This window comes from Pseudoxanthomonas winnipegensis (genome assembly GCF_004283755.1).
GTDB classification, from domain to species: domain Bacteria; phylum Pseudomonadota; class Gammaproteobacteria; order Xanthomonadales; family Xanthomonadaceae; genus Pseudoxanthomonas_A; species Pseudoxanthomonas_A winnipegensis.
The window spans coordinates 20,972-46,544 of sequence record NZ_SHMH01000002.1 but is presented as its reverse complement, the minus strand read 5'-3'; the positions used below and the strand labels follow the sequence as shown (position 1 = coordinate 46,544).

General features: G+C 70.9%; 23 protein-coding genes. 11 read left to right on the top strand and 12 right to left on the bottom strand.

Translation table 11 applies throughout. The features are described from left to right. Positions 1 to 2 precede the first annotated feature (2 nt). Both EAT51_RS03510 and EAT51_RS03505 read left to right on the top strand, forming a co-directional pair. A complete protein-coding gene (locus EAT51_RS03510) occupies positions 3 to 1,091 on the top strand; it encodes a catalase family peroxidase (RefSeq protein WP_130520297.1) in 1,089 nt (362 codons plus the stop codon). After that, positions 1,088 to 1,624, top strand: coding sequence for a cytochrome b (locus EAT51_RS03505; RefSeq protein WP_130520295.1), 537 nt, complete (start codon positions 1,088 to 1,090; stop codon positions 1,622 to 1,624). The genes EAT51_RS03510 and EAT51_RS03505 overlap by 4 nt, the downstream gene beginning before the upstream one ends. 206 nt (positions 1,625 to 1,830) lie before the next feature. On the opposite strand, the gene queF is transcribed toward EAT51_RS03505, so the two are convergent. The 5 genes from queF to EAT51_RS03480 form a co-directional block, all read right to left on the bottom strand. After that, the gene (gene queF / locus EAT51_RS03500; RefSeq protein ID WP_130520293.1) at positions 1,831 to 2,649 is read right to left on the bottom strand and encodes an NADPH-dependent 7-cyano-7-deazaguanine reductase QueF; all 819 of its coding nucleotides are present in this window, start codon (positions 2,647 to 2,649) and stop codon (positions 1,831 to 1,833) included. Between the two features lie 90 nt (positions 2,650 to 2,739). Next, positions 2,740 to 3,507: a DUF6624 domain-containing protein gene (locus EAT51_RS03495; RefSeq protein ID WP_130520292.1), complete on the bottom strand. Its 768-nt coding sequence runs from the start codon at positions 3,505 to 3,507 to the stop codon at positions 2,740 to 2,742. Between the two features lie 306 nt (positions 3,508 to 3,813). Then, positions 3,814 to 4,806 (bottom strand): aldo/keto reductase, encoded by a 993-nt coding sequence (locus EAT51_RS03490; RefSeq protein WP_130561316.1) that lies wholly within the window; start codon positions 4,804 to 4,806, stop codon positions 3,814 to 3,816. A gap of 175 nt (positions 4,807 to 4,981) precedes the next feature. Beyond that, entirely contained in the window at positions 4,982 to 6,019 is a 1,038-nt protein-coding gene (locus EAT51_RS03485) for an aldo/keto reductase (RefSeq protein WP_130520288.1), read from the bottom strand. Positions 6,020 to 6,052: 33 nt separating this feature from the next. After that, positions 6,053 to 7,132 (bottom strand): aldo/keto reductase, encoded by a 1,080-nt coding sequence (locus EAT51_RS03480; protein WP_130520286.1) that lies wholly within the window; start codon positions 7,130 to 7,132, stop codon positions 6,053 to 6,055. A 96-nt stretch (positions 7,133 to 7,228) separates the two neighbouring features. On the opposite strand from EAT51_RS03480, the gene EAT51_RS03475 reads away from it, so the two are divergent. Next, positions 7,229 to 8,137 carry a LysR family transcriptional regulator gene (locus tag EAT51_RS03475; RefSeq protein ID WP_130520284.1) on the top strand — a complete coding sequence of 303 codons (909 nt, stop codon included), beginning with the start codon at positions 7,229 to 7,231 and terminating at the stop codon, positions 8,135 to 8,137. A gap of 55 nt (positions 8,138 to 8,192) precedes the next feature. Here EAT51_RS03475 and EAT51_RS03470 read toward each other — a convergent pair whose 3' ends face one another. Next, positions 8,193 to 9,413 carry a serine hydrolase domain-containing protein gene (locus EAT51_RS03470; RefSeq protein ID WP_165421974.1) on the bottom strand — a complete coding sequence of 407 codons (1,221 nt, stop codon included), beginning with the start codon at positions 9,411 to 9,413 and terminating at the stop codon, positions 8,193 to 8,195. A 164-nt stretch (positions 9,414 to 9,577) separates the two neighbouring features. On the opposite strand from EAT51_RS03470, the gene EAT51_RS03465 reads away from it, so the two are divergent. Beyond that, the gene (locus EAT51_RS03465; protein WP_130520282.1) at positions 9,578 to 10,912 is read left to right on the top strand and encodes an APC family permease; all 1,335 of its coding nucleotides are present in this window, start codon (positions 9,578 to 9,580) and stop codon (positions 10,910 to 10,912) included. A 38-nt stretch (positions 10,913 to 10,950) separates the two neighbouring features. Continuing rightward, positions 10,951 to 12,291 carry a S41 family peptidase gene (locus tag EAT51_RS03460; RefSeq protein ID WP_130561315.1) on the top strand — a complete coding sequence of 447 codons (1,341 nt, stop codon included), beginning with the start codon at positions 10,951 to 10,953 and terminating at the stop codon, positions 12,289 to 12,291. Positions 12,292 to 12,318: 27 nt separating this feature from the next. Here EAT51_RS03460 and EAT51_RS03455 read toward each other — a convergent pair whose 3' ends face one another. From EAT51_RS03455 to EAT51_RS03440, 4 genes are all read right to left on the bottom strand, one after another. Then, entirely contained in the window at positions 12,319 to 13,074 is a 756-nt protein-coding gene (locus EAT51_RS03455; protein ID WP_130520278.1) for a glutathione S-transferase family protein, read from the bottom strand. Between the two features lie 296 nt (positions 13,075 to 13,370). Next, positions 13,371 to 14,222, bottom strand: a complete 852-nt coding sequence (gene purU, locus EAT51_RS03450) for a formyltetrahydrofolate deformylase (protein WP_130520276.1) — start codon at positions 14,220 to 14,222, stop codon at positions 13,371 to 13,373. 44 nt (positions 14,223 to 14,266) lie between these two features. Then, on the bottom strand, positions 14,267 to 14,692 hold the full coding sequence (locus EAT51_RS03445) for an XVIPCD domain-containing protein (protein ID WP_130520590.1): 426 nt from the start codon (positions 14,690 to 14,692) through the stop codon (positions 14,267 to 14,269). 161 nt (positions 14,693 to 14,853) lie between these two features. Continuing rightward, the gene (locus EAT51_RS03440; protein WP_130520274.1) at positions 14,854 to 15,726 is read right to left on the bottom strand and encodes an NAD(P)-dependent oxidoreductase; all 873 of its coding nucleotides are present in this window, start codon (positions 15,724 to 15,726) and stop codon (positions 14,854 to 14,856) included. 241 nt (positions 15,727 to 15,967) lie between these two features. On the opposite strand from EAT51_RS03440, the gene EAT51_RS03435 reads away from it, so the two are divergent. Genes EAT51_RS03435 through EAT51_RS03410 form a run of 6 tightly spaced genes read left to right on the top strand, consistent with a single transcriptional unit; the run spans position 15,968 to position 23,315 of the window. Then, the gene (locus tag EAT51_RS03435; RefSeq protein ID WP_205953594.1) at positions 15,968 to 17,026 is read left to right on the top strand and encodes a LacI family DNA-binding transcriptional regulator; all 1,059 of its coding nucleotides are present in this window, start codon (positions 15,968 to 15,970) and stop codon (positions 17,024 to 17,026) included. Beyond that, positions 17,023 to 18,189 carry an L-dopachrome tautomerase-related protein gene (locus tag EAT51_RS03430; RefSeq protein ID WP_130520270.1) on the top strand — a complete coding sequence of 389 codons (1,167 nt, stop codon included), beginning with the start codon at positions 17,023 to 17,025 and terminating at the stop codon, positions 18,187 to 18,189. Before EAT51_RS03435 ends, EAT51_RS03430 begins: the two co-directional genes overlap by 4 nt. Before the next feature lie 44 nt (positions 18,190 to 18,233). Continuing rightward, on the top strand, positions 18,234 to 19,388 hold the full coding sequence (locus EAT51_RS03425; RefSeq protein WP_165421972.1) for an aldo/keto reductase: 1,155 nt from the start codon (positions 18,234 to 18,236) through the stop codon (positions 19,386 to 19,388). After that, the gene (locus EAT51_RS03420) at positions 19,388 to 20,758 is read left to right on the top strand and encodes a cytochrome c (RefSeq protein WP_130520586.1); all 1,371 of its coding nucleotides are present in this window, start codon (positions 19,388 to 19,390) and stop codon (positions 20,756 to 20,758) included. Before EAT51_RS03425 ends, EAT51_RS03420 begins: the two co-directional genes overlap by 1 nt. 28 nt (positions 20,759 to 20,786) lie before the next feature. Continuing rightward, positions 20,787 to 21,533, top strand: a complete 747-nt coding sequence (locus tag EAT51_RS03415; RefSeq protein WP_130520268.1) for a gluconate 2-dehydrogenase subunit 3 family protein — start codon at positions 20,787 to 20,789, stop codon at positions 21,531 to 21,533. Positions 21,534 to 21,548: 15 nt separating this feature from the next. Then, positions 21,549 to 23,315: a GMC family oxidoreductase gene (locus EAT51_RS03410; RefSeq protein WP_228257803.1), complete on the top strand. Its 1,767-nt coding sequence runs from the start codon at positions 21,549 to 21,551 to the stop codon at positions 23,313 to 23,315. A gap of 23 nt (positions 23,316 to 23,338) precedes the next feature. Here the strand turns inward: EAT51_RS03410 and EAT51_RS03405 are convergent, their stop codons facing one another. Both EAT51_RS03405 and EAT51_RS03400 read right to left on the bottom strand, forming a co-directional pair. Beyond that, entirely contained in the window at positions 23,339 to 24,451 is a 1,113-nt protein-coding gene (locus tag EAT51_RS03405; protein ID WP_130520264.1) for an NADH:flavin oxidoreductase/NADH oxidase, read from the bottom strand. Between the two features lie 99 nt (positions 24,452 to 24,550). Continuing rightward, the gene (locus EAT51_RS03400; RefSeq protein WP_130520262.1) at positions 24,551 to 25,375 is read right to left on the bottom strand and encodes an NAD-dependent protein deacetylase; all 825 of its coding nucleotides are present in this window, start codon (positions 25,373 to 25,375) and stop codon (positions 24,551 to 24,553) included. Positions 25,376 to 25,573: the final 198 nt, after the last annotated feature.

The window sequence follows — 25,573 nt, the reverse complement described above, 5'->3', positions numbered from 1 at the left end:
CCATGTCCCAGCCCCCTGCTCCCCCGCCCAAGCGCAGCGCCGTGCCCGCGCTGGCCGGGATCGCCGCCATCGTCGCCGTCCTGGCCGTGGCCTTCGCCTGGGTCGGCGGCTGGTTCGGCCGCGGCCTGACGCCGCAGCAGATGACCGACACCATCGAGGCCGGCAAGCCGCATCCAGGCTTCCGCCGTGCCCACACCAAGGGCGTGTGCGTGGCCGGCGCGTTCACGCCCAGCGCGCAGGCGCCGCAGCTGTCCAAGGCGCGGGTGTTCACCCAGCCCAGCACGCCGATCCTGGGGCGGCTATCGATCGGCGGCGGCGATCCGCATGGCGCCGACAGCAAAGCGCGCGTGCGCAGCGTCGCGCTGCTGCTCAAGACCGATGACGGTCAGGAATGGCGCACGGCGATGAACAGCTTTCCGTTCTTCGTGGTCGCCACGCCGGAAGGCTTCCAGGCGCAGAACCTCGCCTCGGCGCCCGATCCGGCCACCGGCAAGCCGGATCCGGCCAAGATGGCCGCGTTCCTGGCGCGGTATCCGGAAGCCAAGAAGTTCCTGGCCTGGGCCAAGTCGGCGCCGTGGTCCAACAGCTGGGCCAATACCCAGTTCAACGGCGTCAACAGCTTTTGGTTCACCAATGCGCAAGGCGAGCGCCATGCCGTGCGCTGGTCGTTGCGGCCGCAGGCGCCGTTCGAGGCGCTCAGCGAAGCGCAGCGCGCGCAGTCCGACGCGGACTTCCTCAGCGAGGAGTTCGATACGCGTCTGGCCAAGGGCCCGGTGAAGTGGGATCTGGTCGTCACCGAGGCCGGCGACGGCGATCCGATCGACGATCCCTCACAGCCCTGGCCCGACGACCGCACCCAGGTCGTGGCCGGCACGGTGACCTTCACCGCCATCTCGCCGCAGGACACCGGCGCCTGCCGCGACATCAATTACGACCCGACGGTGCTGCCCGATGGCATGGCGCCGTCGAAGGATCCGATCCTGGCGGCGCGCTCGGCGGTGTATTCGGTCTCCTTCAACCGCCGCGAGCACGAAATCGGCACGGGCCAGGCGCCCGAAGCCACCGGCGCCACGAAAGGAGACGCGAAATGAACCGCTATGGGCACTTCGACGCGCTGGCGCGCGCGCTGCACTGGCTGATGGCCGCGATGATCCTGGCGATGCTGTTCATCGGCGCCGGTATGGTGGTCTCGCTGGCCTGGCGGCCGACGCTGCTGGACCTGCACCGGCCGCTGGGCATCGCGATCCTGCTGCTGGTGATCGTGCGGCTGATCAACCGGCTGCGCAGCCCGCCGCCGCCGCTGCCGGCCGACCTGCCGGCGATCCAGAGGCTGGCCGCGCACGCCTCGCACTGGCTGCTGTACGGGCTGATGTTCGCCATGCCGCTGATCGGCTGGGGGATGCTGTCGGCCGGCGGCTATCCGATCGTGCTGTTCGGCGGCGTGCATCTGCCGCCGATCGCCCCGCACAGCGCCGACCTGTACGCGCTGCTGCGCCCGGCCCATACGGTGCTGGCCTATGTGCTGTTCGCCACCGTGCTGGGCCACCTGGCCGCCGCGCTGTTCCACGCCTGGGTGCGCCGCGATGGCGTGTTCGCCAGCATGGCGCGCAGCGGTAAGCGGTAAGCGGTAAGCGGTGAATGGTGTGGTGGAGCAACTGTCTCCGCATGCGTCGGAGATGCGAGCTTGGCCCCCTCCCTTTGGCCGCAGGCCAAGGGGAGGGCTGGGGAGGGGTTGCTCTTCGCGGGAAAGCTGAAAAGCACCCCCTCCCAGCCTCCCCCTTCGCTACGCGAAAGGGGAGGGGCCGATCTTGGCGGCTCCCACCCAGCGAGTCACTGCCGCAGTTCGCGGATCGGCGCGGTGATGCCGGCGTCCCAGCCGGGCGTGATGCGCCAGGGATTGATGTCCAGGCCGCCGCGGCGGGTGTAGCGCGCCTCCACCGACAGGCGCTGCGGGGCGCAGCGCGCGGACACGTCGGCGAAGATGCGCTCCACGCACTGCTCGTGGAAGCCGGCGTGATCGCGGAAGCTCACCAGGTAGCGCAGCAGGCCGGCGTGGTCGATGCGCGGGCCGTCGTAGCGCAGCACCACCGTGCCCCAGTCCGGCTGGCCGGTGACCGGGCAGTTGGACTTGAGCAGGTGCGAGACGAGCGTCTCGCTGGCCGGGTCGTCCGCGTCGGCCGCCAGGTGCGCGGGGTTGGGCGGGCCGTAGTCGTCGATGTCCAGCTCCAGCGCATCCAGCAGCGTGCCCGGCTGCTCGCCGAAGGGCGGCAGGCCGGCCTGCACCGTCACCGCGCCGCCGGCGCGCGCGGACAGGTCGGCCGCCACGCGTTCGCAGACCGCATCGAGGGTCTCGAAGCGCTCGGCATTGAGCGAGTTGAGGTAGAGCTTGAGCGACTTGGACTCGATCAGGTTCGGCGCATCGGCCGGCACGGTCAGCGTGGCGGTGGCGACCTGCGGCTTGCCGCGCGTGTCCAGCCACGCCAGTTCGTAGGCGTGCCAGCGGTCGTGGCCGGTGAAGGGCAGGGCGGCCGCGTCCAGGCCGATCTCGGCGCGGGCGGCCGCGCGCGGGATCGGGAACAGCAGGGCCGGGTCGTAGTGCGAGGGATAGGCGACCTCGCGACCGAGCAGGGACTCTTGTGGGGTGTTCATGCGGGCATTTTACGGCCCGTGCGATGCCGGACCGCCGGAGCCGGAAATTCCGAGGCGTCGGTCAGCGTTTCAGGCGCCCGCGCAGGTCCGTTATGACCCCTTGTGCAGATAGATGGCAGCCAGCTGTTCGCGATACTCGGCCATCGTGCCCAGACCGACGGCGGCGCGCCGCGCATCCACATGCTCGGGATCCTCGATCGGCTCCGGCTCCAGCTTTCCGTCGACGATGGGACCGAATTGGGTGCCATAGACCTGCGGCTTGCCCTGCGCGCGGCGAACGCGATCGGTCAGATACGCCAACTGGATGCCGGAAGCCTCGCCCTTGGCGACCGCGGCCTGCATCAGCGAGAGCACCTGTTCCTGGAAGGCCGGGTCGAGGTCGGCGTGCTGGACCAGCAGCCATGCGTTCTGCGCGCCATCACGGCCGACCTTGCTGATCGGCGGCCAGCCCTGCGTTGTGACGATCTGCTTGAGCCAGGCGGTGTTCTCGCGATCGGTGGCCTCGACCTGCGCCTGCAGCGCTTCGTTCTTGTCGTCCTGGATCCAGCGGTCCCGCAGCGCCTGGTCCTTGGCGACACGCTGCGCGAGTTCCTTGCGCAAGGCCTGGTCGTAGTGCAGCTCGCGCTGGGTCTGGTCGTGCGCCAGTTTGTCCAGCAGGACGCTCCAGCGCGGATCGCCGTGTAAGGAGACAAGATCGGCGTCGGCCTTGAGCTTGTCCACGCCCGGCAACCTGTCCGAAGGCGTCTTCATCAGACGTGCGAATGCGCCGTCCGTGTCGCCCGATAAAGCCAGGCAGCAAGCGGCGTTGTAGGCCGCGCCGGAGACAGGCACCGGCCGGTCCGCCGCCTGCGCGTTCAAGGCCGCGCACGTCTTCCAGTCCTTGGCGTCGTAGGCGGACTGGGCCGTAACGCCAGCGGCCTGCAGGCCGGGCGACAGCGCGGCGAGCGAGAGGGCCGCCAGCCAAGCGAGCGGGCGATGCGACATGGGATGTTCCTTATCCGGTCAAAGCCTGAGTCTAGTCGTGCCTGAGGCGCCGCGTCATGGCGATGGTCGGCACACAGGGCCGCTCTCGTGCGTGACAGTGGAGTCGCGAGTGGTCGTCTCTACGCCGCTCGCTTCGGCCAGGCGCCCCTGCGCAAAGGCAGAGGCGCCCGCCCGAGTCCCTCAGCGATGCACGGCCGCCATGCTCTGCTCCGGATAGCGCGTGCCCGCCGCGGCACCGACGGGGAACACCGCGTCGATCGCGGCCAGGTCGGCCGCATCCAGCACCAGATCGATCGCGCCCAGGTTCTCCTCCAGGTTGGCGATGCGGCGGGTGCCGGGGATCGGCACCAGGTCCTCGCCCTGGGCCAGCACCCAGGCCAGCGCCAGCTGGCTGGCGGTGACGCCCTTGGCCTCGGCCAGCGCGCGCACCTTGTCCACCAGCGCCAGGTTCCTGGCGAAGTTCTCGCCCTGGAAGCGCGGGTTGTGGCGGCGGAAATCGTCGGCGTCGAAGTCCTCCGGCCGCTTGATCGCGCCGCTCAGGAAGCCGCGTCCCAGCGGCGAGTACGGTACGAAGCCGATGCCCAGTTCGCGCACGGTGGACAGCACGCCGTTTTCTTCCGGGTCGCGGGTCCACAGCGAGTACTCGGTCTGCAGCGCGGTGATCGGGTGCACGGCGTGCGCGCGGCGCAGGGTGTCCGGCGCGGCCTCGGACAGGCCGAGGTAGCGCACCTTGCCTTCCTCCACCAGGCGCGCCATCGCGCCCACGGTGTCCTCGATCGGCACGGTCGGGTCCACGCGGTGCTGGTAGTACAGATCCACGTGGTCGGTACCCAGGCGGCGCAGGCTGCCTTCGATGGAGGCGCGCACGTACTCGGGACGGCCGTTGATGCCGCGCGCCTGCGGGTTGGCCGGGTCGCGCACGATGCCGAACTTGGTGGCGACGAACACGGCCTCGCGGCGCCCCTGGATCGCCTTGCCCACCAGTTCTTCGTTGGTGTGCGGGCCGTACATGTCGGCGGTGTCCAGCAGGGTCACGCCCAGGTCCAGGGCGCGGTGGATGGTGGCGATCGAGGTCGCGTCGTCGCGCGCGCCGTAGAAATCGCTCATGCCCATGCAGCCCAGGCCGAGGGCGGAGACGGTGGGGCCATTGCGGCCGAGGGTGCGGGTTTTCATTGCGTGCTCCTGTGGAGGGAAATCGGTGCAGCGGCCGCGCGCGCGCGGCGATCTGTCGTCATTGTCTGGTGCGGATGCGTAGGCGACGGTGCACATGGATGCGCCGCACTGTTTCCTGCGCGCCGATGCCCCGCTCTGCGGGACGCGGCCTGGGAACAGGGCCCGCGAAAGGCGATCAAGGGGACCGGTCCACCATCGCCGCCTCGGTCGCGCCGTAGCGCGGGCCGGCCACGTCGGGCACGAACACCGCCTCCAGCCTGGCCAGCGCATTGGCGTCCAGCTTCACGTCCACCGCGCCGGCGTTGTCCTCCAGGTACTTGCGGCGCTTGGTGCCGGGGATGGGGACGATGTGGAGTTCGTTGCGACCATCCGTGGCGCGCGCGGGCTCACCCTGTGCCAGCACCCAGGCCAGCGCGACCTGGGCGGGGGTGGCGCCGACGTCGGCGGCCACCGCCTTGACCGTGTCGGCCAGGCGCAGGTTGGCGGCCAGCGCTTCGGCCTGGAAGCGCGGGTTCTTGCGGCGGAAGTCGTCCTCGTGCAGCTGGTCCGGCGTGGCGATGGCGCCGGTGAGGAAGCCGCGCCCCAGCGGCGAGAACGGCACCAGGCCGATGCCCAGCTCGCGCACGGCCCCGAGCACGCCGTTGCCTTCCAGCTCGCGCGTCCACAACGAGTACTCGCTCTGCAGCGCGGTGATCGGATGCACGGCCTGCGCCCGGCGCAAGGTATGCGCGGAGACTTCCGACAGCCCCAGATGGCGCACCTTGCCTTCCTCCACCAGGCGCGCCATGGCGCCCACGGTGTCCTCGATCGGCGTGGCCGGGTCGAGCCGGTGCAGGTAGTACAGGTCGATGTGGTCGGTGCCCAGGCGCGCCAGGCTGGCCTCGACCGCCTGGCGCACATAGGCCGGCGAGCCGTCCACCCGCGGGCCCTGCCCGGCGCCGAACTGGCCGCTGCCCGCGATGAAGCCGAACTTGGTGGCCAGGAACACCCGATCGCGTCGGCCCTTGAGCGCGCGGCCGAGCAGGGTCTCGTTGGTGTGCGGGCCGTAGATGTCGGCGGTGTCCCAGAAGTCGATGCCGAGCTCCAGCGCACGATCGAGCGTGGCCAGCGATTCGGCGTCGTCGCCGGTGCCGTAGGCGTGGCTCATGCCCATGCAGCCCAGGCCGAGGGCGGAGACGGTGGGGCCATTGCGGCCGAGGGTGCGGGTCTTCATGGGGGAACTCCTGTCGTCTTGTAGGGAAGGGACTCAGGCAGCGCGCGGCTGCACCCGCGTACCGCCGAACACCAGCTGCTGCGGGATCGGGCTGCGCGCGAAGTCGTGCGGGAAGCCCAGCGCCACCGCGCTGACCTCGTCCAGGCGCTGCAGCTGGGACGCGTCCAGGCGCACGTCGAGCGCGCCCAGGTTGTCCTGCAGCTGCTGCTGTGTGCGCGCGCCGATGATCGGGATCGGCGCGTCCGGGCGCTGCAGCAGCCAGGCCAGCGCCACCTGCGCGGCCGAATGCCCGGTCTCGCCGGCCACGGCCTTGACCACCTCGGCGATGGCCAGGGTGCGCTCGTCGAACATCGCATGGGAATAGGCCACCGCGCCGCGGCCGCCCTCGCCGCCGGGCGTGCTGCCGCTGCCCTGGGCGCGGGCGCGCGCCAGGTCGGCGTGGGTGTACTTGCCGGTGAGGATGCCCATGGCCAGCGGCGACCAGGCCAGCACCGACAGGCCCAGGCCGGCGGCCATCGGCACCAGCTCGCGTTCGACCGTGCGCTGGGCCAGCGAGTATTCGATCTGCAGGGCCACCAGCGGCGCCCAGCCGCGCAGCTCGGCCAGGGTCTGCATGCGCGCCACCTGCCAGGCCGGCGTGTCGGAGATGCCGGCGTAGAGCAGCTTGCCGGCGCGCACCAGATCGTCGAAGCCGCGCATCACTTCTTCCACCGGCGTGGTGCCGTCCCAGATGTGCAGGTAGAGCAGGTCCAGATAGTCGGTGCCCAGCCGCTTGAGGCTGGCCTCCACCGACTGCCTCAGCGCCTTGCGGTGGTTGCCGCCGCCGTTGGGATCGCCGGGGAAGGGGTTGAGCGTGTACTTGCTGGCGATCACCAGCCGGTCGCGCCGGCCGGCGGCGAAACGGCCCAGCAGGGTCTCCGAGCTGCCGTCGGTGTAGATGTTGGCGGTGTCGAGGAAGTTGCCGCCGGCATCGACATAGGTGTCGAACAGACGGCGGGCGTCGGCTTCGTCGGCGCCCCAGCCCCAGTCGGCGCCGAAGGTCATGGTGCCCAGGCACAGCGGGCTGACGCGCAGGCCGGAGCGGCCGAGCAGACGGTAGTGGTCCAGGGACATGGCAGGGCCTCGTTGGGGGGAGGGCGACAGTCTGGAACTGGCGGACCTGCGGATAAACCGGGATGATCCGGATCGTCCTTGAAGCAAGGCTTCACAATGGCCGCCTATCCGCTGCCCGCCGTCGTCGCCTTCGCCTGCGTGGCCCGGCACGGCAACTTCACCCGCGCCGCCGCCGAGCTGGGCGTGTCCACCTCGGCGCTGTCGCAGAGCGTGCGCGCGCTGGAGGGCCAGCTGGGCGTGCGCCTGCTGGCCCGCACCACGCGCCGGGTGGGCCTGACCGAACATGGCGAGCGCTTCCTGCAGCGGGTCGCGCCCGGCCTGCAGCAGATCGATGCCGCCTTCGCCGACCTGGACTTCCTGCGCGACCGGCCCGCCGGGACGCTGCGCATCAACCTGGCCGCGGTGGCGGCCGAACAGCTGGTGTGTCCGTATCTGCCCGAGTTCCTGGCGCGCTACCCGGAGGTGACGGTGGAGCTGTTCGTCGACCGCCGCCTGGCCGACATCGTCGAGGGCCACTTCGACGCCGGCATCCGCCTGGGCGAATGCCTGCAGCGCGACATGGTGGCCCTGCCGCTGGGCCCGCTGCAGCGGCAGACCATCGTGGGCACGCCGGCCTATCTGGACCGGCATGGCGTGCCGGCCACGCCCGATGACCTGGCGGGGCACGCCTGCCTGCGCTGGCGCCGCAGCGACGGCCGGATGCAGCCCTGGGAGTTCACCCGCGACGGCCGCGATTTCGAGATGGAGGTCGATGGCCCGCTGGTGGTCAACGACACCGTGCTCGGCCTGGACGCGCTGCGGCGCGGGCTGGGGCTGGGGCAGGTGTTCGCCTGGCAGGTGCGCGAGGACATCGCCGCCGGCCGCCTGCGCAGCGTGCTGGACGACTGGCAGGCGCCGTTTCCGGGCTGGTACGTCTATTACCCGCAGCGCGAACACCTAGCGCCCAAGCTGCGGGTGTTCATCGACTTCCTGCGCGAGCGGCTGGCTGGCGCGCCGTGCCCGTAGCCGCGACGGCCGCGCTCGCGCGCCGCAGACCTTCGCGCAGGGCGCGCCGCCGCCCTTAGGGCTGGGAAGAGGGCACCGTGCGGCCGTACACCGCATCGCGCACCTGGCCGACCAGCGGGCCGTACATGCCTTCGAAGGCGGTGTCGGTCAGCAGGATCACGCTGAGCCTGTTGGCCGGGTCGACGAACCAGTTGTGCCCGTAGGCGCCGCCCCACTGCAGCGTGCCCTCGCCCTGCGGGCTGTGCGCGGCGGCCGGATCGTCCAGCACCGCCCAGCCGTAGCCGAAGCCCCAGCCGGGGCCCTGCGTCTGCGCCTGGGCGCCGACCTGGTCGCGGCGCGCGTCGGCCAGCGTGGCGGGCTTGAGCAGGCCGCCGCCGCCGGTGCGCACGAACTCCAGCAGGCGCAGATAGTCGTCGGCGGTGCCGATCATGCCGGCGCCGCCGGACGGGAAGGCCTTGGCGTCGAAGGCGCGCCTGGGCGAGAAGCGCACCGCCGAGCCCAGGCCTTCGGGCAGGGGCACGTCCATGTTCTCGGTCACCCGCAGCGGCGGGTGGCCGTCGGCATAGGGCACGGCCAGCGGTGTGCCGGGCGCGGCGACGAAGGCGAGGTAGTCCAGCCGCAGCGGCCCGGTCACCAGGGCGTGCACGGCCTCCGGCAACGGCTTTCCGGTGGCCTGTTCGATCACCGCGCCGATCACGTCGATGCCCAGCGAATAGCGCCAGCCCTGGCCCGGCGGGAAGTACAGCGGCGCCTGCGCCAGGCGCTTGAGGTTGTCCTCCAGGCCCAGGCCCGCATCGTCCAAGCCGTCGGATATGCCCAGCCGCGCGTAGACGCCATCGGCCGGTTCCTCGAAGCGATAGCCCAGCCCGGCGGAGTGGGTGAGCAGCTGGGCCAGGGTGATGGCCGGCGCGGTGCCATCGGCCAGCCGCGGCCGGAACCACGGCAGGTAGCGCGTCACCGGCGCCTGCAACTCCAGCTTGCCTTGTTCGGCCAGGCGCAGCGCGGCCAGCGTCACCACCGGCTTGGTCATCGACGCCAGCCGGAACGGCGTGTCCGGCGTCATCGGCGTGCCCGCCTCGCGGTCGGCCTGGCCCACCGCGCGTCGATACACCACCTGCCCGTCGCGGGCCACCAGCACCACCGCGCCGACGATGCGCTGTTCGGCCACGGCCGTGTCGAGCACGGCGTCCAGGCGCTTGGCCAGCGCGGGATCGGGCGAGGTGGGCGTCGGGATGGCCAGCATCCCGCCCAGTAGCAGTCCTGTCAGCGCAAGCATCGGGGCACCTCTCGACTCGCAACGGAAGCGGGGGCGATCATGCGCGCGGCATTCGGGCCCGCTCAACGACGCCGCGGCAACGCGGTATTCCATGCGAAGCACGCCAACCATGGCGCGGCACGGGCGGGCATGCGACGCTGCCGCGTCTTCCCAGCGCCGCGCCCATGTCCGCCCCCACCCCGACCAAACCCCTGCAGGGCGACGCCGCCCTGATCCGCGCCGTGGGCGCCTTCGCCCTGACCGCGGCGGTGATCAACATCATCGTCGGCGGCGGCATCTTCCGCATGCCGGCCGCGCTGTCGCTGCAGATGGGGCCGACCGCGCCGCTGGCGCTGCTGGTCGGCGCGCTGGCGGTGATCCCGGTGACGCTGTGCTTCGCCGCCATCGGCAGCCGCGCCAGCGCCACCGGTGGGCCGTATACCTATGTGGGCACTGCGTTCGGCCCGTTCGCCGGCTTCATCACCGGCGCGCTGATGTGGATCGGCAACGTGGCCTCCAGCGCGGGCGTGGCCGCGGCCTTCGCCACCCAGGTCGCCAACATGGTGCCGGCGCTCGCCGGCCCGGGCGCGCGCATGGGGCTGATCGCGGCGCTGTATGCGGTGTTGTTCGCGCTCAACGCCTTCGGCGTCAAGCTCGGCGCGCGCGCGATCGCGGTGCTGGCCACGGTCAAGCTGACGCCCTTGTTCGCGCTGGTGGCGTGCGGGATCTGGTTCGTGGACTGGAGCCAGGTCAGCTTCCTGCCGGGCGAGGTGCCGTCGTGGAGCGCGCTGGGCATGTCGATGGTGCTGGTGATCTTCGCCTACTCGGGCGTGGAGACCGCGCTGATCCCCTCGGGCGAGGTGCGCGACCCGTCGCGCAACGTGCCGCGCGCCACGCTGGCGGCCATTCTTCTGGTGGTCGTGCTGTACCTGGGGCTGCAGATCGTCAGCCAGGGCCTGCTCGGGCCCGCGCTGGCGCACAGCGGCGTGCCGCTGGCCGACACCGCAGCCGCGCTGTGGGCGCCGGCGCGCGCGCTGCTGCTGATCACCGCCTGCGTGTCGATGGCCGGCTTCGTGCTGGGCAATCTGCTGGCGTCCTCGCGCTCGCTGTTCGCGCTGGGGCGCGACGGCTTCCTGCCGTCGGCCTTCGCCCGGGTCAGCGCGCGCCACCGCGTGCCGCTGCTGGCGCTGGCGGTGCACGCGGCGATCGCGCTGGCGCTGGCCCTGGGCGGCAGCTTCGATGCGCTGGTGCTGGTCTCCGGCGGCGCCAACTGCCTGGTCTACCTGCTGGTCTCCATCGCCGCCTGGCAGGCCCAGCGCCTGGACCTGCGCGAGCGCGGCGAACCCTTCGTGCTGTGGGGCGGCCCGCTGGTGCCGGTGCTGGCGGTCGGATCGATGGCGGCCATCGTCACCACGCTGACGCGCAAGGAATGGCAGGCCATCGGCGTGGCGCTGATGATCCTGGTGCTGATCTATGCCGTGCTGCGCGCGATGGGGCGCAAGGTGCGCGCGCCGGAGTAAACACGTAAAAGCAAGCATTCTCCAGCACTGGTAGGGCGGTGATAAAAAAGGTTCGTGCGTTCCGGCGGGGCCTGGAAGATGAACTTTTCTTCCAAGGAATGAAAATGATGCCTATCAAGCGACTTACTCTCTGGCTCCTGTGCGCGGTATGCATTCATGTCTCCGCCGCAAACGCAGTCGAACCGCAGCGTTGGACCGAAAAGGAGAGACTACATCTGGTCAATCTGGCGATCGGACTGGTAAGTCATCCTCAAGTTTACGGCGCACATCCTTGGCAAAGCCTGGATTCGGAGCGGCTCTTCGAAATTTACCTGCGGGAGCTCTCCAAGCGCGGCAAGATAAAGATGGCGATCGCCGGAGATACACAGAAATTCCGGGGCGAATTCTCCAGTGGAGCGTGGAGGAGCGACCTAAGTCCTGTTTATACGCTCTATGCGGATCAAGAGCAGAGTGGCGCCGTCATCAGTGAGGCGGATAAAGATGAGGCCATCTCCATCCTGATATCCGCGATCGCGGGGCTTCAGTACCGGAATAATGTTTTCTCGGTCGGCGGAAAAACTTACTCGGTATCCGATAAGGCCGCCCGAAATGACACGATACCCACGACTTCCAGCATGATGGGGAACATCGCCATCGTCCGGCCTGGAAACAAAAGCATTACGACAGCCGTCCTCTTGCCGAATACTGCCGATTTGGGCGCCGAGCTCAAGGCACTCGGTCGGCACGATGCCGATGGCATGATCGTCGATCTGCGGTCGCATCCGGGATTCGGCCTGAAGGATCTGCTTGCGCTCGTGGGACTATTCGCTGGAGAAGGGCCCGCGATGCAGATCAAAGCAGCGAACGGCGCGGTTGATCGTGTGAATTCAACAGGAAAACAGGTCTGGCATCGACCCGTCGCGGTTTTGGTCGATCAAGATACCGGGAGCGGCGCCGAGGCATTCGCGGCTGTTCTGCAGGATAGAAGTCGTGCGCTGATCATCGGTCGACGCACAGCAGGCGACATGAGGATCAGAAGCAATATCCTGATGAGCGATCCGGCTGAAAAATCCGCAAATGACCAGGTGGAAGTAACGGTCGTCGTCGCGGAATTATTTAGGCTCGATGGCATGCCCATCGATGGCGCTGGTGTAGAGCCCGACATCCGGCTCGGTCCTGTGGAGGCCAAGCCCAGCGAGACAAGTCGCCTGGAGACGATTTCGCCTTGGCCAGGGCTGGCCCGGAGGAAGGACGCAAAAGTGGATACACCCGGTTCGCACGACGGGCCTTCCTGCCCGCCTCGACAAGGTTCGGTCGACGTTTGCCTGCAGAACGCCGTGCAGGCATTCCAGCAGGCGCTCGCAACGCAGCGTGGCCATGAGGGCAATGCGGACAGTTGACATCGCGCGTGATTCACGAGCGCGGCGCTAGTCCAGCCGCATCACGCCCTTGCGCGCCACCTCGGTGCCCAGCGTGGCCTCGCTGAGCGGTTCGCCGAGCGAACGCAGCAGCGCGCGCTGTTCGCTCAACGGCGTGCGGGCGATGGTGTCCTCGATGCCGGCCAGACGCGCGAACTCCGGCAGCGTCAGCACGCGCCGCAGCCAGGCCGCGGTGAGCGGCCAGCGCGCGGCATCCACTTCCACGCGCACCATCGCCGCGTTGCGGAAGAACGCGGCGATGGCGATGTCGGCGATCGACAGCGCGCCGAGCAGGAAGCCCTCCTGCGGCATCTGCGCCTCCAGCCAGTCCAGGCTGGCGGGCAGGGCCACGTCGCGGGCGTGGTTGAAGCGCGCCTCGTCCACCGGCTCCTTGAACAGGAAGCGCTTGGGCCCGCGCTGATAGAACAGGTCGGCGACGATCACCTCGCCCAGGCGGGCGTCGGCGTACTCCTCCAGCCAGCGCGCCTGCGCGCGTTCGCCGATGTCGGCCGGGTACACCGAGGGGCTGGGGTGGCGATCCTCCAGGTACTGGCAGATCACGCTGGAGTCGTTGATCACGCGCGCGCCGTCGATCAGCACCGGGATGCGGCGCAGCGGGCTGATGCGCTGGAAGGCGTCGCCGCCGACGAACGGGGCGATCGGGTCGATGGTGTAGCGCAGGCCCTTGAGCGCCATCACCACCAGCACCTTGCGCACGTAGGGCGACACATAGCTGCCCACCACGTGATAGATCGGATCGCTCATCGCACCCTCCCGGATCGAAGCAGAAGCGCAAGCCTACCGGCTTGTGGTGGTGGTGGTTGCCACCTGTAGAGCGGAGCTTGCTCCGCTGGGGCCTTCTCTACGAACCGAACGAAGGGCAGCGGAGCAAGCTCCGCTCTACAAGGAGGGCGCGAGGTGAGCGGGAGAGAAGGTTGTTCCAGAAAGCTGGAAGCCTCAGCGCTTGCGCTTCTCCAGCAGCAGCTTGATGCCCACCGCGACCAGCGCGATCACGAAGCCCGCCGCCAGCGCGATCAGGATCAGCAGCAGCCACGCGCCCATCAGCGGAACACCACGGTGCGGTGGCCGTTGAGCAGGATGCGGTGCTCGACATGGCGGCGCACCGCGCGCGCCAGCACCAGCGATTCGGTATCGCTGCCCAGGCGCACCAGCTCGCGCGGCGTCATGGCATGGTCCACGCGTGCCACGTCCTGCTCGATGATCGGGCCCTCGTCCAGGTCCGGGGTGACGTAGTGCGCGGTGGCGCCGATGATCTTGACCCCGCGCGCGTGCGCCTGGTGATACGGCTGGGCGCCCTTGAAGCTGGGCAGGAAGCTGTGGTGGATGTTGATCGCGCGTCCGGCCAGCGCCGCGCACAGCGCCGGCGAGAGGATCTGCATGTAGCGCGCCAGCACCACCAGGTCGATGCGCTCGCGTTCGACCAGGTCCAGGATCGCGCGCTCCTGTGTCGCGCGCGTGGCCGCATCGACCGGCAGGTAGTGGAACGGCACGTCATAGGACGCCGCCAGCGGGGCGAAGTCCTCGTGGTTGGAGGCCACCGCGGCGATGTCCACCTTCAGCTGGCGGCTGTGCGCGCGGAACAGCAGGTCGTTGAGGCAGTGGCCGTGCTTGCTCACCAGCACCAGCAAGCGCGCGCGGGCCTGCGCGTCGTGCAGTTGCCAGTCCATGTCGAAGGCCGCGCCCAGTTCGGCCAGCCGCCCGCGCAGCGCCTCTGGCTCCAGCGCCTCGGGCCGGTCGAAGTGCACGCGCAGGAAGAAGCGTCCGCTGTCGGCATCGCCGAACTGCTGCGCATCGAGGATGTTGCAGCCGGCGTCGAACAGCAGGCCGCTCACGCGGTAGACGATGCCGGTGCGGTCCGGGCAGGAGAGGGTGAGGATGTGGTCGCGGGGCATAGGGCGCGCATCTTACGCACAGGCCCACCGCGGCGGCGACGGTTTCAGTCGGTGCCGTCTTCGCCGCGGCCGCGGCGCTGGCGCCGCCGGCGCGCGTTGGCCTCGTCCAGCCGGCGCAGCGAATCGGCCACGGGCGTGGCGGTGGCCTCGTCGGTGGTGATGAAGGCGCGCTTGTGGCTGGGATCGTCCAGCCGGCCCTGCACCAGGAACACGTGCTCGCCCTGTTCGACCAGGCCGATGTGGCGGCTCAGCACCACGTGGTCCACGCGCCTGAAGCCCTGCTCGCGCGCCAGCGGCATCAGCCGGGCGATCATGCGCGCGCTGGCCGCGTCCGGCGTGCGCCCGGCCTCGGCATCGAGCCGGTGCACACCGCGCGCGATCTGGGTGTAGAGGCGGTGTTCGGGGTGCTCGGGATGCTCCGGGCCGATCACCTCGGAGGACTGCGCCTGCTCCGGTGCCGAGGCCCTCATCGCGGCCATGGGCCGTGCCGGTGGTGGATGTCCCTGGATGCGTGCATGTGTCCTTCCGTTGAACGCGCCGTCGTGCCGAGCGCCTGCGCACCTTAGTCGCAGCGCGCCGCGCGGCTCAAGCCGCGCCGCGGCGATCCGCGACGCAGGTCCGCCGCTCGCGCCTAGGCCTGCCCGGCACGGCGAGCCGAGACCTTGGCCAGCGCCGACCAGTCCAATTCGCCGTCGCCCTGGGCGATGCCTTCGAGCAGGCCGTCGCGCAGGGTGCTGGCGATGGGCATGGGCACATGCTTCGCCTCGCCGGCGGCCAGGGCCAGGCGCACGTCCTTCAGGCCCAGGGTCATCTTGAAGCCGGCCGGCGAGTACTCCTCGCGGGCGATCAGCCCGCCATAGCCCTGGTAGGCGGGCGCGGCGAACACCGTGGAGGTGAGCATGGTCAGGAAATCGGCCGGCGCCACGTCGTGCCCGCGCACCAGCGCGCCGGCCTCGGCCATGGTGCCGATGGCGCTGGCCAGGCAGAAGTTGGCCGCCAGCTTGACCGCATTGGCCTGCTCGGGCCGGGCGCCGAAGTGCCAGGTCTTCGCGCCTAGCACGTCCAGCAGCGGCTGCACCCGGGCGATGTCCGCGGGCTCGCCGCCGGCCAGGATGTTGAGCTTGCCGGCCTGTGCCACGTCCACGCGGCCCAGCACCGGCGCGGCCACGTAGGCCACTCCGCGCGCGGCGTGCGCATCGGCCAGTTCGCGTGCGAAGGCGACCGAGACGGTGGCCATGTTCACGTGGATCGCGCCCTCGGGCAGGGCGTCGAGCAGGCCGCTGTCCAGCACGCTCTCGCGCACCGCCTGGTCGTGGGCCAGCATCGAGATCAGCACCGGTGCGGCGGCCTGGCGCGGCGTGTCGCAGGCGTGGGCGCCTTCGCGGGCCAGGGCCTCGCGCGGCGCCGCGCCGCGGTTCCAGACGCGCAGGCTGTGGCCGGCCTTGAGCAGATTGCGCGCCATCGGCGCGCCCATCGTGCCCAGGCCTAGGAATCCGATGTCCATCGTGAAGGTCGCTTCGGGGGAATGGGGGACCAGTGTCGGCCCACGCGGGTATGGGAGGCGCGAAGCGCGCCCGGGTGCGGCACCGCCTGTCGGGCTTGTGCGCGTTTTCATGCGGTGATCGCGTCCCGGGCTGGTATGGTTGCGCAACCATCCGCGCTTTGATCGTCATGTCCGCCCCCCGGTTTACCCCAGGCTGTCCCGGCTTCGGCCCGCGCTGCGCGCTCGCTTCGCGGGGGGCCGCGTGAGCGGCGGACGCGTCGGCAAGCGGCCGGTCACGCTCAAGGACGTCGCCGCGCGGGCCGGCGTGGGGGCGATCACGGTCTCGCGCGCGCTGCGCGAGCCGGCCGCGGTTTCTGCCGCCCTGCGCGCCCGCATCAAACAGGCCGTGGCCGAACTGGGCTACGTCGCCAACCACGCCGCCAGCAGCATGGCCGCCGGCCACAGCCGGATCGTGCCGGTGGTGGTGCCCACACTGGCCCATCCGGTGTACGTGCCGTTCCTGGACGGGGTCAACGCCGTCCTGGACGAGCAGGGCTACCAGGTCCTGCTGGGCACCACCGAGTACCGTCAGGACCGCGAGGCGCGCCTGGTCGAGGGCCTGCTGGGCTGGGCGCCGGCCGGGCTGCTGCTGGCCGGCGTCGACCACACGCCGGTCCTGCGCGCGCGGCTGCAGGCGCTGGCGCGTACCCGGCCGCTGGTGGAATTCATGGACCTGGACGGCGAGCCGATCGACCTGATGGTGGGCTTCTCGCATCGGGCGGTGGGCCGGGCGGTGGCCGACTGGTTCGCCGACCGCGGCTTCCGCCACATCGCCATCGTCAGCACCGGCGCCGAGCACGACCTGCGCGCCGCGCGCCGCGCGCAGGCCTTCGCCGAGGCGCTGGCGGCGCGCGGGCTGCGCGACGACTACATCCTCGATGGCCAGGGCCCCTCGTCCATCGCCGGCGGCGGCCGGCTGCTGGCCGAGCTGCTGCGGCGCCATCCGCAGGTCCAGGCGGTGTTCCTGGCCAACGACGACCTGGCCGCCGGCGCCCTGTTCGAGGCCCAGCGCCGGGGCCTGCGCGTGCCGCAGGACCTGGCGCTGATGGGCTTCAACGATGCGCCGATCGCCGCGGCCGTGGTGCCTGCGCTGTCCTCGGTGGCCGTGGACCGGCGCGGCATGGGCCACACCGTGGCCACGCTGCTGCTCGAGCGCCTGGCCGGCGCCACGCCGCAGGCGCGCGTGATCGACACCGGCTTTTCCATCGTCGCGCGCGCCAGCACCGACGCGCCGCCGCGCCCGACCGGAGACCTGACATGACCCCCTTGCGCGCCGCGCTTGCGCTGGCCTGCCTGCTGTCCCCGCTGCTGGCCCGGGCCGGCGAGGCGCACGACCCGGCCGCCCTGCCGGTCGGCCAGCTGGAGGTGGTGGCCCGCTTCGATGGGCCCGGCCCCTCGGGCATCGCGGTGACGCCCTCAGGACGGGTGTTCGTCGGCTTCCCGCGCCACGCCGAGAACCACGCCGGCATGACGCTGGGCGAGCTGGTGCAGGGGCGGCTGGTGCCGTTTCCCAATGCGGCCATGAGCCTGCCCTCGCAGGTGCCGGACGCGCAGCGGCTGGTCTCGGTGCACGGCATGACCACCGATGCCAAGGGCAATCTGTGGGTGATCGACGACGGCAAGCGCGCCGGCGTGCCGGGCATCCCGGACGGCGCGGCCAAGGTGGTGGGGTTCGACCCGGCCAGCGGGCGGGTGCTCGCCTCGGTGGTGCTCAAGGCGCCGACGCTGCTGCAGGACAGCCACATGAACGACCTGCGGGTGGACCTCAGCCACGGTGCCAAGGGCACGGCCTATATCAGCGATTCCTCCTTCGGCACCTCGCCGGCACTGGTGGTGGTGGACCTGGCCAGCGGGCGCCAGCGCCGCGTGCTGGCCCATCACCCCTCCACGCAGCCCGACCCGGGCTTCGTCGCCACCCTCGACGGCAAGCCCATGCGCTACAGCGCCAGGTCACCGACCTTCCCGGTGGGCGGCGTGGATGCCGTCGCGCTGAGCCCCGACAACGGCACGCTCTACTTCGCGCCGCTGAGCAGCCGGCGCCTCTACAGCATCTCCACCGACGTGCTGGCCAACTTCGACAACGACGAGGCCACGCTCGCCGCCGCGGTGCGCGACCTGGGCGAGAAGGGCTTCGCCGATGGCATGGACAGCGATGCGCAGGGCCGGCTGTACATCACCGACAGCGAGCACGACGCGATCGTGCGGCGCTGGCCGGACGGGCACTTCGACGTGGTCGGCCGCGATCCGCGCATCGTCTGGCCCGACGGCATCGCGGCCACCGATCGCTACGTGTATGTGACCCTGGGCCAGTGGGACCGCCTGCCCAGCTTCAACGGCGGCAAGGACCTGCGTCAGCCGCCGTACCTGCTGGTGCGCCTGCCGACCGATCCGGCCGGTCCGCTCAGCGCGGCGGGTGCGCCATGAGGGCCTGCGCCGCCGATGTTCCCCTTTCGCCACTGGAGCACACCATGCTGCATCGCCGCCGTTTCCTGACCGCCGCCGCTGCCGGGACCGCCGCCCTGGCGGCCAGCCCGCTGCTGGCCCAGTCGACCGCGCCGGGGCCGGGCAGCGTGCTGCCGACCAAGGGGCGCGGCACCGGCGCCCCGCTGCCGTCCAATGCGCCGCGCAGCGGACGGTTCCGGCCCAGCTCGCGCCTGGGCCTGGGCGGCGTGGCGATCGGCAACGGCTTCGCCCCGGCCACCGACGCGCAGAGCGAACAGACCCTGGCCGCGGCCTGGGCGGCGGGCGTGCGTTACTTCGACACCTCGCCCTGGTATGGGCTGGGGCTGAGCGAGCGCCGCTTCGGCCACCATCTGCACACCCATCCGGCCGATCAGTACGTGCTCTCCACCAAGGTCGGGCGGCTGCTCACCGCCACCGCCGGGCCGCTGCAGGAGACGATGTGGCAATCGCCTTCGCCCTTCCGCTACCGCTACGACTACTCGGCCGCCGGTACGCGGCGCTCGGTGGAGGACAGCCTCAACCGGCTGGGCGTGGCGCAGCTGGACGTGGTGTTCATCCATGACCTGTCGCCGGACAACGAGGAAGATCTGGGCATGCCCTGGGAGCAGCGCTTCGCCGAGGCCGCCAAGGGCGCGATGCCCGAGCTGACCCGCATGCGCGAGGAAGGCCTGATCAAGGCCTGGGGCTTCGGCGTCAACCGGCCCGAGCCGGCGCTGCGCGCGATCGAGCAGGCCGACCCGGACATCTTCCTGCTGGCCTGCCAGTACTCGCTGCTGGATCACGCCAAGACCCTGCACGAGACCTTTCCGAAGATCGCCGCGCACGGCGCGTCGGTGGTGGTCGGCGCGCCGCTGCTGGCCGGCTATCTGGCCGGGCGCGAGCGCTATCTCTACGACGGCAAGGTGCCGGACTGGGCACCGGCCAAGCGCGCCAGGGTGCAGGCGGTGTGCGATCGCCACGGCGTGGACCTGCGCACGGTGGCGCTGCAGTTCGCCAACGCGCCGGCGGTGGTGTCGGCGGTGATCCCGGGCGCGCGCACGCCGGCGCAGGTGCAGGCCAACGTCGCCTCGATGGCGGTCGCGGTGCCGCAGGCGCTGTGGGATGAGCTCAGGCACGAGGGCCTGATCGACGCCGACGCGCCGGTGCCGGCGGCGGCATGATGCGGAAGAAGCGTCTGTTCATCGCCGCGCTGGTGGCGGCGATCCTGTTCCTGTCGGCGTTCGCCATCGCGCTGCTGCCCACGCGGACCCGCGCCATCGCCCCGGTCGCGCAAGGGCAGGCCGCCGCGCTGCTGGAGCAGGGCCGCTATCTGGCCGCGGCCGGCGACTGCACCGCTTGCCATACGGCACAGGGCGACGCACCGTTCGCCGGCGGTCTGCCGATCGCCTCGCCGATCGGCACCATCTACAGCACCAACATCACACCGGACCCGGACACCGGCATCGGCCGCTATTCGCTGGACCAGTTCGACCGCGCGCTGCGGCACGGCATCCGCGCCGACGGCGGCACGCTCTATCCGGCCATGCCGTATCCGTCCTATGCGCGCATCAGCGACGACGACGTGCGCGCGCTGTATGTCTATTTCATGCAGGGCGTAAAGCCGGTCGAACACCACAACCAGCCCACCGGCATCGCCTGGCCGCTCAGTCTGCGCTGGCCGCTGGCGCTGTGGCGGCGCATGTTCGCGCCCTCGCCCGACGCGCTGGCGGCCAGGCCTGCGCTGGCCGACGCCCGGCTCGCCCGGGGCGCCTACCTGGTCGAAGGCCTGGGCCACTGCGGCAGCTGCCACACCCCGCGCGCGCTGACCATGCAGGAGGAAGCGCTGGACGCCTCAAACAAGGCCTACCTGAGCGGCGGCCAGGTGATCGATGGCTGGACCGCCATCAACCTGCGCGGCGATGTGGGCGGCGGGCTGGGCGGCTGGTCCGAGCAGGACATCGTCGATTCGCTGCGCACCGGCCGCAATCCGCACGCGGGCACCGTCGGCAGCCCGATGGGCGATGTCACCGTCCACAGCATGCAGTACCTGCGCGCGGACGATCTGCACGCCATCGCGGCCTACCTCAAGAGCCTGCCGGCGCAGGACCCGGCGCATCCCGGCTTCCGTGCCGACCCGTCTACCGCCGCGGCCCTGGCGCAGGGCCAGGACGCCACGCCCGGCGCGGCGCTGTACCTGGACAACTGCGCCGGCTGCCACCGCAGCGACGGCGCCGGCGATACGCGCACCTTCCCATCGATCGCCGGCAACCCCACCGTGCTGGCGCCCGCGCCGACCTCGCTGCTGCGCCTGATCCTGGACGGCAGCAGGATGCCGGCCACGCCGGCGGCGCCTTCGGACCTGGGCATGCCCGGTTTCGCCTGGCGGCTGGACGATGCGCAGATCGCGCAGCTGGCCAGCTTCGTGCGCGCGGGCTGGGGCAATCGCGCCGACCCGGTCAGCGCCGCCCAGGTGCGCAAGGTCCGCGCCCAGCTCGAGCGCGAGCGCGCCGAGCGCGCCAAACCCCACGACCCGACTTCCACGCGCGATTGATGCGCGCCGCTGCCCCTTGGTGACCCGCATGAGCAAGCCTCCCCAGACGCCCCAGGCCGATGCGCCGACCGCGACGACCCGCCGCGCCTTCCTGCGCCTGTCGCTGGCCGTGGCCCCGGCCGCGGTCGCCCTTGGCGCGTGCGACGGCCAGCAGGGCGAGGCCGGCCGGCGCGAAGGCGCCAGCGCCGCGGATCCCGCGCCTTATCAGCCCACGTATTTCAGCGCGGCCGAATGGGCCTGCCTGCAGGCCGTCGTGGCCCGGCTGATCCCCGGCGACGCCCATGACCCGGGCGCGCTGGAGGCCGGCGTGCCCGAATACATCGACCGCCAGATGGGCACGCCCTGGGCGGCGGGGCGGCTGTGGTTCATGCAGGGGCCGTTTCAGCCCGATGCGCCGGCCACGCTGGGGTATCAGCTCCGGCTGGCGCCGCGCGAGCTCTACCGGCTGGGCCTGGCAGATCTGGACCAAGCCTGCCGCGCCGCGCACGGCAAGGCTTTCGCCGAACTCGACGCCGCGGCTCAAGACGGCGTGCTGCAGCAGCTGGAAGCCGGCGCGCTGGCGCTGGCGCAGGTGCCGCCCAAGGCGCTGTTCGGCCTGCTGCTGGCCAACGCGCGCGAGGGCTTCTTCTGCGATCCGCGCCACGGCGGCAACCGCGACCTGGTGGGCTGGAAGCTGATCGGCTTCCCCGGCGCGCGCGCGGACTTCATGGACTGGGTCGAGCGCGACGTGGCCTATCCGCTGCCGCCGGTGTCCATCGACGGGGTGCGGGGCTGAGCCATGGCGACCACGATGAAGAAGACCGATGTGGTGGTGGTGGGCTTCGGCTGGGCCGGGTCGATCATGGCGCGTGAGCTGACCGAGGCGGGCCTGCGCGTGGTCGCGCTGGAACGCGGCGCCGCGCGCGACACCCAGCCCGACGGCGCCTACCCGGGCACGCTGGACGAGCTAACCTATAGCGTGCGCAAGAAGCTGTTCCAGGATCTCTCGCGCAGCACCGTCACGATCCGCCATACCGAGGCGGATACCGCGCTGCCGTACCGGCAGCTCGGCGCTTTTCTGCCCGGCGATGGCGTCGGTGGCGCCGGCCTGCACTGGTCCGGCGTGCACTTCCGCGTCGACCCGGTGGAGCTGAAGCTGCGCAGTCATTACGAGCAGCGCTACGGCAAGCGCTTCATCCCCGAGGGCATGACCATCCAGGACTTCGGCGTGAGCTACGAGGAGCTGGAGCCGCACTTCGACTTCGCCGAGAAGGTGTTCGGCACCTCCGGCAGCGCCTGGAGCGTGCAGGGCGAAGTGGTGGGGCGGGACAAGGGCGGCAACCCGCTGGCGCCGGACCGCTCGGCGCCGTTCCCGCTGCCGGCGCAGAAGCGCACCGTCTCGGCGCAGCGCTTCTTCTCGGCCGCCGCCGGGCTGGGCTATCACCCCTACGACACGCCCTCGGCCAACGCCTCCGGCCCTTACACCAACCCCTACGGTTGCCAGATGGGCACGTGCAATTTCTGCGGCTATTGCAGCGGTTATGCCTGCTACAACTATTCCAAGGCCTCGCCCAACGTCAACGTGTGGCCGGCGCTGCGCCAGCAGCCGCTGTTCGAGCTGCGCACGCATTGCGAGGTGACCCGGGTGGAGCTGGCGCCCGATCGCAAGAGCGCCACCGGGGTGACCTACGTCGACGCGCAGGGGCGCGAGGTGTTCCAGCCCGCCGATCTGGTGATCGTCTCGGCCTTCCAGTTCCACAACGTGCGCCTGCTGCTGCTCTCGGGCATCGGCACGCCCTACGACCCGGCCAGCAACACCGGCGTGGTCGGCCGCAACTTCGCCTACCAGAACATGGCCACGGTCAAGGCGTTCTTCGGCCGGGACGTGCACAGCAATGAATTCATCGGCGCCGGCGGCAACGGCGTGGCGATCGACGACTTCAACGCCGATCACTTCGATCATGCGGCGGCCGGCTTCGTCGGCGGCTCACCGATGTGGGTCAACCAGGCCGGGGTCAAGCCGATCAGCGGCATCGCGCTGCCGGCGGGCACGCCGGGCTGGGGCCAGGCGTGGAAGCGCGCGGTGGCCGAGCACTACACCCACACCGTGTCGATGGACGCGCACGGCGCGCACATGAGCTATCGCAGCAACTACCTCAGCCTGGACCCGACCTATACCGACGTCCACGGCCTGCCGCTGCTGCGCATGACCTTCGACTGGCAGGAGAACGACACGCGCATGGCGCGCTTCATGGCCGACAAGCTCGACGGCATCGCCAAGGCGATGGGCCCGGCCTCCACCCGCAAGCTGGTGCGCGACTTCGGCGATCACTTCGATACCACCAGCTACCAGACCACGCATCTGAACGGCGGCGCGATCATGGGCACCGACCCGGGCACCAGCGTGCTCAACCGGTATCTGCAGAGCTGGGACGTGCACAACGTCTTCGTCCCCGGCGCGTCGGCCTTCCCGCAGGGGCTGGGCTACAACCCCACCGGGCTGGTGGCCGCGCTGACCTATTGGTCGGCGACGGCCATTCGCGATCAGTACCTGTCCTCGCCACGCGCGTTGGCCTAACCAACGCGCGTCTCGGCATTGCCTCAGCGCGGCTTGAACACGCCGCGCGCCTCGCGCGGTTCGCTGCGCAGGTACTGCGAGGCGATCGGCAGGGTCGCGCCCAGCGCCACCGCCGCGTGCCAGGGCCAGCGCGGGTCGTACAGCGCGGCGCGGGCGATGGCCACCGCGTCGGCCTTGCCTTCGGCCACGATGCGCTCGGCGTGCGCCGGCTCGGTGATCAGGCCGACCGCGACCACCGGCATGGTCGACAGCGCCGCCTTGATGTCGCGGGCGAACGGCACCTGATAGCCGGGTTCCACCGGGATCTGCTGGCGCGGATCCAAGCCACCGCTGGACACGTGAAGATAGCTGCAGCCGCGCGCTTCCAGCGCCTGCGCCAGGGCGATGCTCTGCGCCACGTCCCAGCCGCCTTCGACCCAGTCGCTGGCCGAGATGCGCATGCCGACCGCCATGCTGTCCGGCACCGCGGCGCGCACCGCGTCGAACACCTGCAGCGGCAGGCGCAGGCGGTTCTCCAGCGAGCCGCCATAGGCATCGGTGCGATCGTTGCTCAGCGGCGAGAGGAACTGGTGCAGCAGATAGCCGTGCGCGCCGTGCAGCTCGATCAGGTCGAAGCCCAGCCGGTGCGCGCGCTGCGCGCTGTCGACGAAGGCCTGCACGATCGCCTCGATGCCGGCCCCGTCCAGGCGCTGCGGCGCCGGATCGCCTTCCGCGTACGGACGATCGGTGGAGGAGACGGTCTGCCAGCCGTGCGGCGCATCCGGCGCGATGGCCGCGCCATCATGCTCCCACGGCTTGTGGGTGGAGCCCTTGCGCCCGGCGTGGGCCAGCTGGATGCCGAGCCGGATCGGCGACCAGCGCCGGATGCCTTCGATTACGGGACGCAGGGCCTGCTCGGTGGCGTCGTCCCACAGGCCCAGATCGGCCCAGGAAATGCGCCCGCGCGCCTCGACCGCGGTGGCTTCCAGAATCAGCAGGCCGGCGCCGGACTGCGCCAGATGACCCAGATGCATGGCGTGCCAGGCATTGGCCTGTCCATTGTCATCATCACAGGAGTACTGGCACATCGGCGCGATGACGATGCGGTTGTCCAACGACAGCGGCCCCAGGGACAGGGGCGAAAACAGCGTGCTCACGAAGTGTGGCCTTACAACGGGGGGAGAGCCCACATTGCAACGCGCGGCGTTAGCACCCCGCAAGCGCACCGCTGGATCAGCCTGTCGCGCGCACGACGCTCACGCCGTCACACCGTCCTCGAGAAAGGCCAGCGCCTGCGCGCAGTCGTGCTGCACCTTCAGCGTGAGCAACGCGTCGGCGCGCGTGCGGCCGTGGTTGAGCGCGGCCACCGGCAGGCCGGCCGCATGCGCCCACTGCACGAAGCGCAGGCCCGAATACACCATCAGCGAAGAGCCCACCACCAGCAGCGCATCGCTGCGTTCCAGCGCCTCGCGCGCGGCGGCCACGCGCTCGCGCGGCACGTTCTCGCCGAAGAACACCACGTCCGGCTTCAGCACCCCACCGCAGTGCGCGCAGGCCGGGATGTCGAACGCCGCGAAGTCCACGCCCTCCAGATCCGCATCGCCATCGGGCGCGATACCGGCGTGATGCCGGTCCCAGCCTGGATTGCGCGCGACCAGCTCGGCCTGGAAGTCCTCGCGCGGCGTGCGTCGCTCGCAGCCCATGCAGCGCACCACATCGAGCCGGCCATGCAGATCGATCACCTGGCGGCTGCCGGCGGCCTGATGCAGGCGGTCCACGTTCTGGGTCAGCAGCAGCGAGAGCTGCCCGCGCGCCTCCAGCGTCGCCAGCGCACGGTGCACGCCGTTGGGCCGCGCGGCGCCGAAGCGCGGCCAGCCGACCAGGCTGCGCGCCCAGTAGCGCTGGCGCGTGGCCAGTTCGCCCATGAAGGCCTGATAGGTCACCGGCTGCGGCCGCTTCCACGCGCCGTCGCGGTCGCGGTAATCGGGAATGCCCGAATCGGTGCTGCAGCCCGCGCCGGTCAGCACGAACAGACGCTCGTGACGCGCGATGAACTGCTGCAGGTCCTGTGGCGTGCTCATGCGCGTTCCTGGCACCCGTTGGCGATCGACTTCCCGACACGCGCGCGCAGGCGCGCCGTCGTGGCCTTCGCACGCGACCAGGCCCGCCATGCGCGGCGGTGCAGGGTGTCGGGCAGGGCGCTCATGACGGCGGATGCGCAGGCGAGGACATGCGTCCTATCTTGGGTGTCCCGGAAGACAACGCAAGGACGTCCGGCG

Excerpts from the sequence above, each read along its gene's own strand:
- EAT51_RS03490 (WP_130561316.1), bottom strand. The coding sequence starts at position 4,806 with ATGAAAACCCGCACCCTCGGCCGCAATGGCCCCACCGTCTCCGCCCTC.
- purU (WP_130520276.1), bottom strand. The coding sequence starts at position 14,222 with ATGCCCCGCGACCACATCCTCACCCTCTCCTGCCCGGACCGCACCGGC.
- EAT51_RS03425 (WP_165421972.1), top strand. The coding sequence starts at position 18,234 with ATGCTGCATCGCCGCCGTTTCCTGACCGCCGCCGCTGCCGGGACCGCC.
- EAT51_RS03415 (WP_130520268.1), top strand. The coding sequence starts at position 20,787 with ATGAGCAAGCCTCCCCAGACGCCCCAGGCCGATGCGCCGACCGCGACG.
- EAT51_RS03470 (WP_165421974.1), bottom strand. The coding sequence starts at position 9,413 with ATGCTTGCGCTGACAGGACTGCTACTGGGCGGGATGCTGGCCATCCCG.
- EAT51_RS03440 (WP_130520274.1), bottom strand. The coding sequence starts at position 15,726 with ATGGACATCGGATTCCTAGGCCTGGGCACGATGGGCGCGCCGATGGCG.
- EAT51_RS03510 (WP_130520297.1), top strand. The coding sequence starts at position 3 with ATGTCCCAGCCCCCTGCTCCCCCGCCCAAGCGCAGCGCCGTGCCCGCG.
- EAT51_RS03410 (WP_228257803.1), top strand. The coding sequence starts at position 21,549 with ATGAAGAAGACCGATGTGGTGGTGGTGGGCTTCGGCTGGGCCGGGTCG.
- EAT51_RS03445 (WP_130520590.1), bottom strand. The coding sequence starts at position 14,692 with ATGAGGGCCTCGGCACCGGAGCAGGCGCAGTCCTCCGAGGTGATCGGC.
- EAT51_RS03505 (WP_130520295.1), top strand. The coding sequence starts at position 1,088 with ATGAACCGCTATGGGCACTTCGACGCGCTGGCGCGCGCGCTGCACTGG.
- EAT51_RS03475 (WP_130520284.1), top strand. The coding sequence starts at position 7,229 with ATGGCCGCCTATCCGCTGCCCGCCGTCGTCGCCTTCGCCTGCGTGGCC.
- EAT51_RS03465 (WP_130520282.1), top strand. The coding sequence starts at position 9,578 with ATGTCCGCCCCCACCCCGACCAAACCCCTGCAGGGCGACGCCGCCCTG.
- EAT51_RS03485 (WP_130520288.1), bottom strand. The coding sequence starts at position 6,019 with ATGAAGACCCGCACCCTCGGCCGCAATGGCCCCACCGTCTCCGCCCTC.
- queF (WP_130520293.1), bottom strand. The coding sequence starts at position 2,649 with ATGAACACCCCACAAGAGTCCCTGCTCGGTCGCGAGGTCGCCTATCCC.
- EAT51_RS03400 (WP_130520262.1), bottom strand. The coding sequence starts at position 25,375 with ATGAGCACGCCACAGGACCTGCAGCAGTTCATCGCGCGTCACGAGCGT.
- EAT51_RS03420 (WP_130520586.1), top strand. The coding sequence starts at position 19,388 with ATGCGGAAGAAGCGTCTGTTCATCGCCGCGCTGGTGGCGGCGATCCTG.
- EAT51_RS03430 (WP_130520270.1), top strand. The coding sequence starts at position 17,023 with ATGACCCCCTTGCGCGCCGCGCTTGCGCTGGCCTGCCTGCTGTCCCCG.
- EAT51_RS03480 (WP_130520286.1), bottom strand. The coding sequence starts at position 7,132 with ATGTCCCTGGACCACTACCGTCTGCTCGGCCGCTCCGGCCTGCGCGTC.
- EAT51_RS03455 (WP_130520278.1), bottom strand. The coding sequence starts at position 13,074 with ATGAGCGATCCGATCTATCACGTGGTGGGCAGCTATGTGTCGCCCTAC.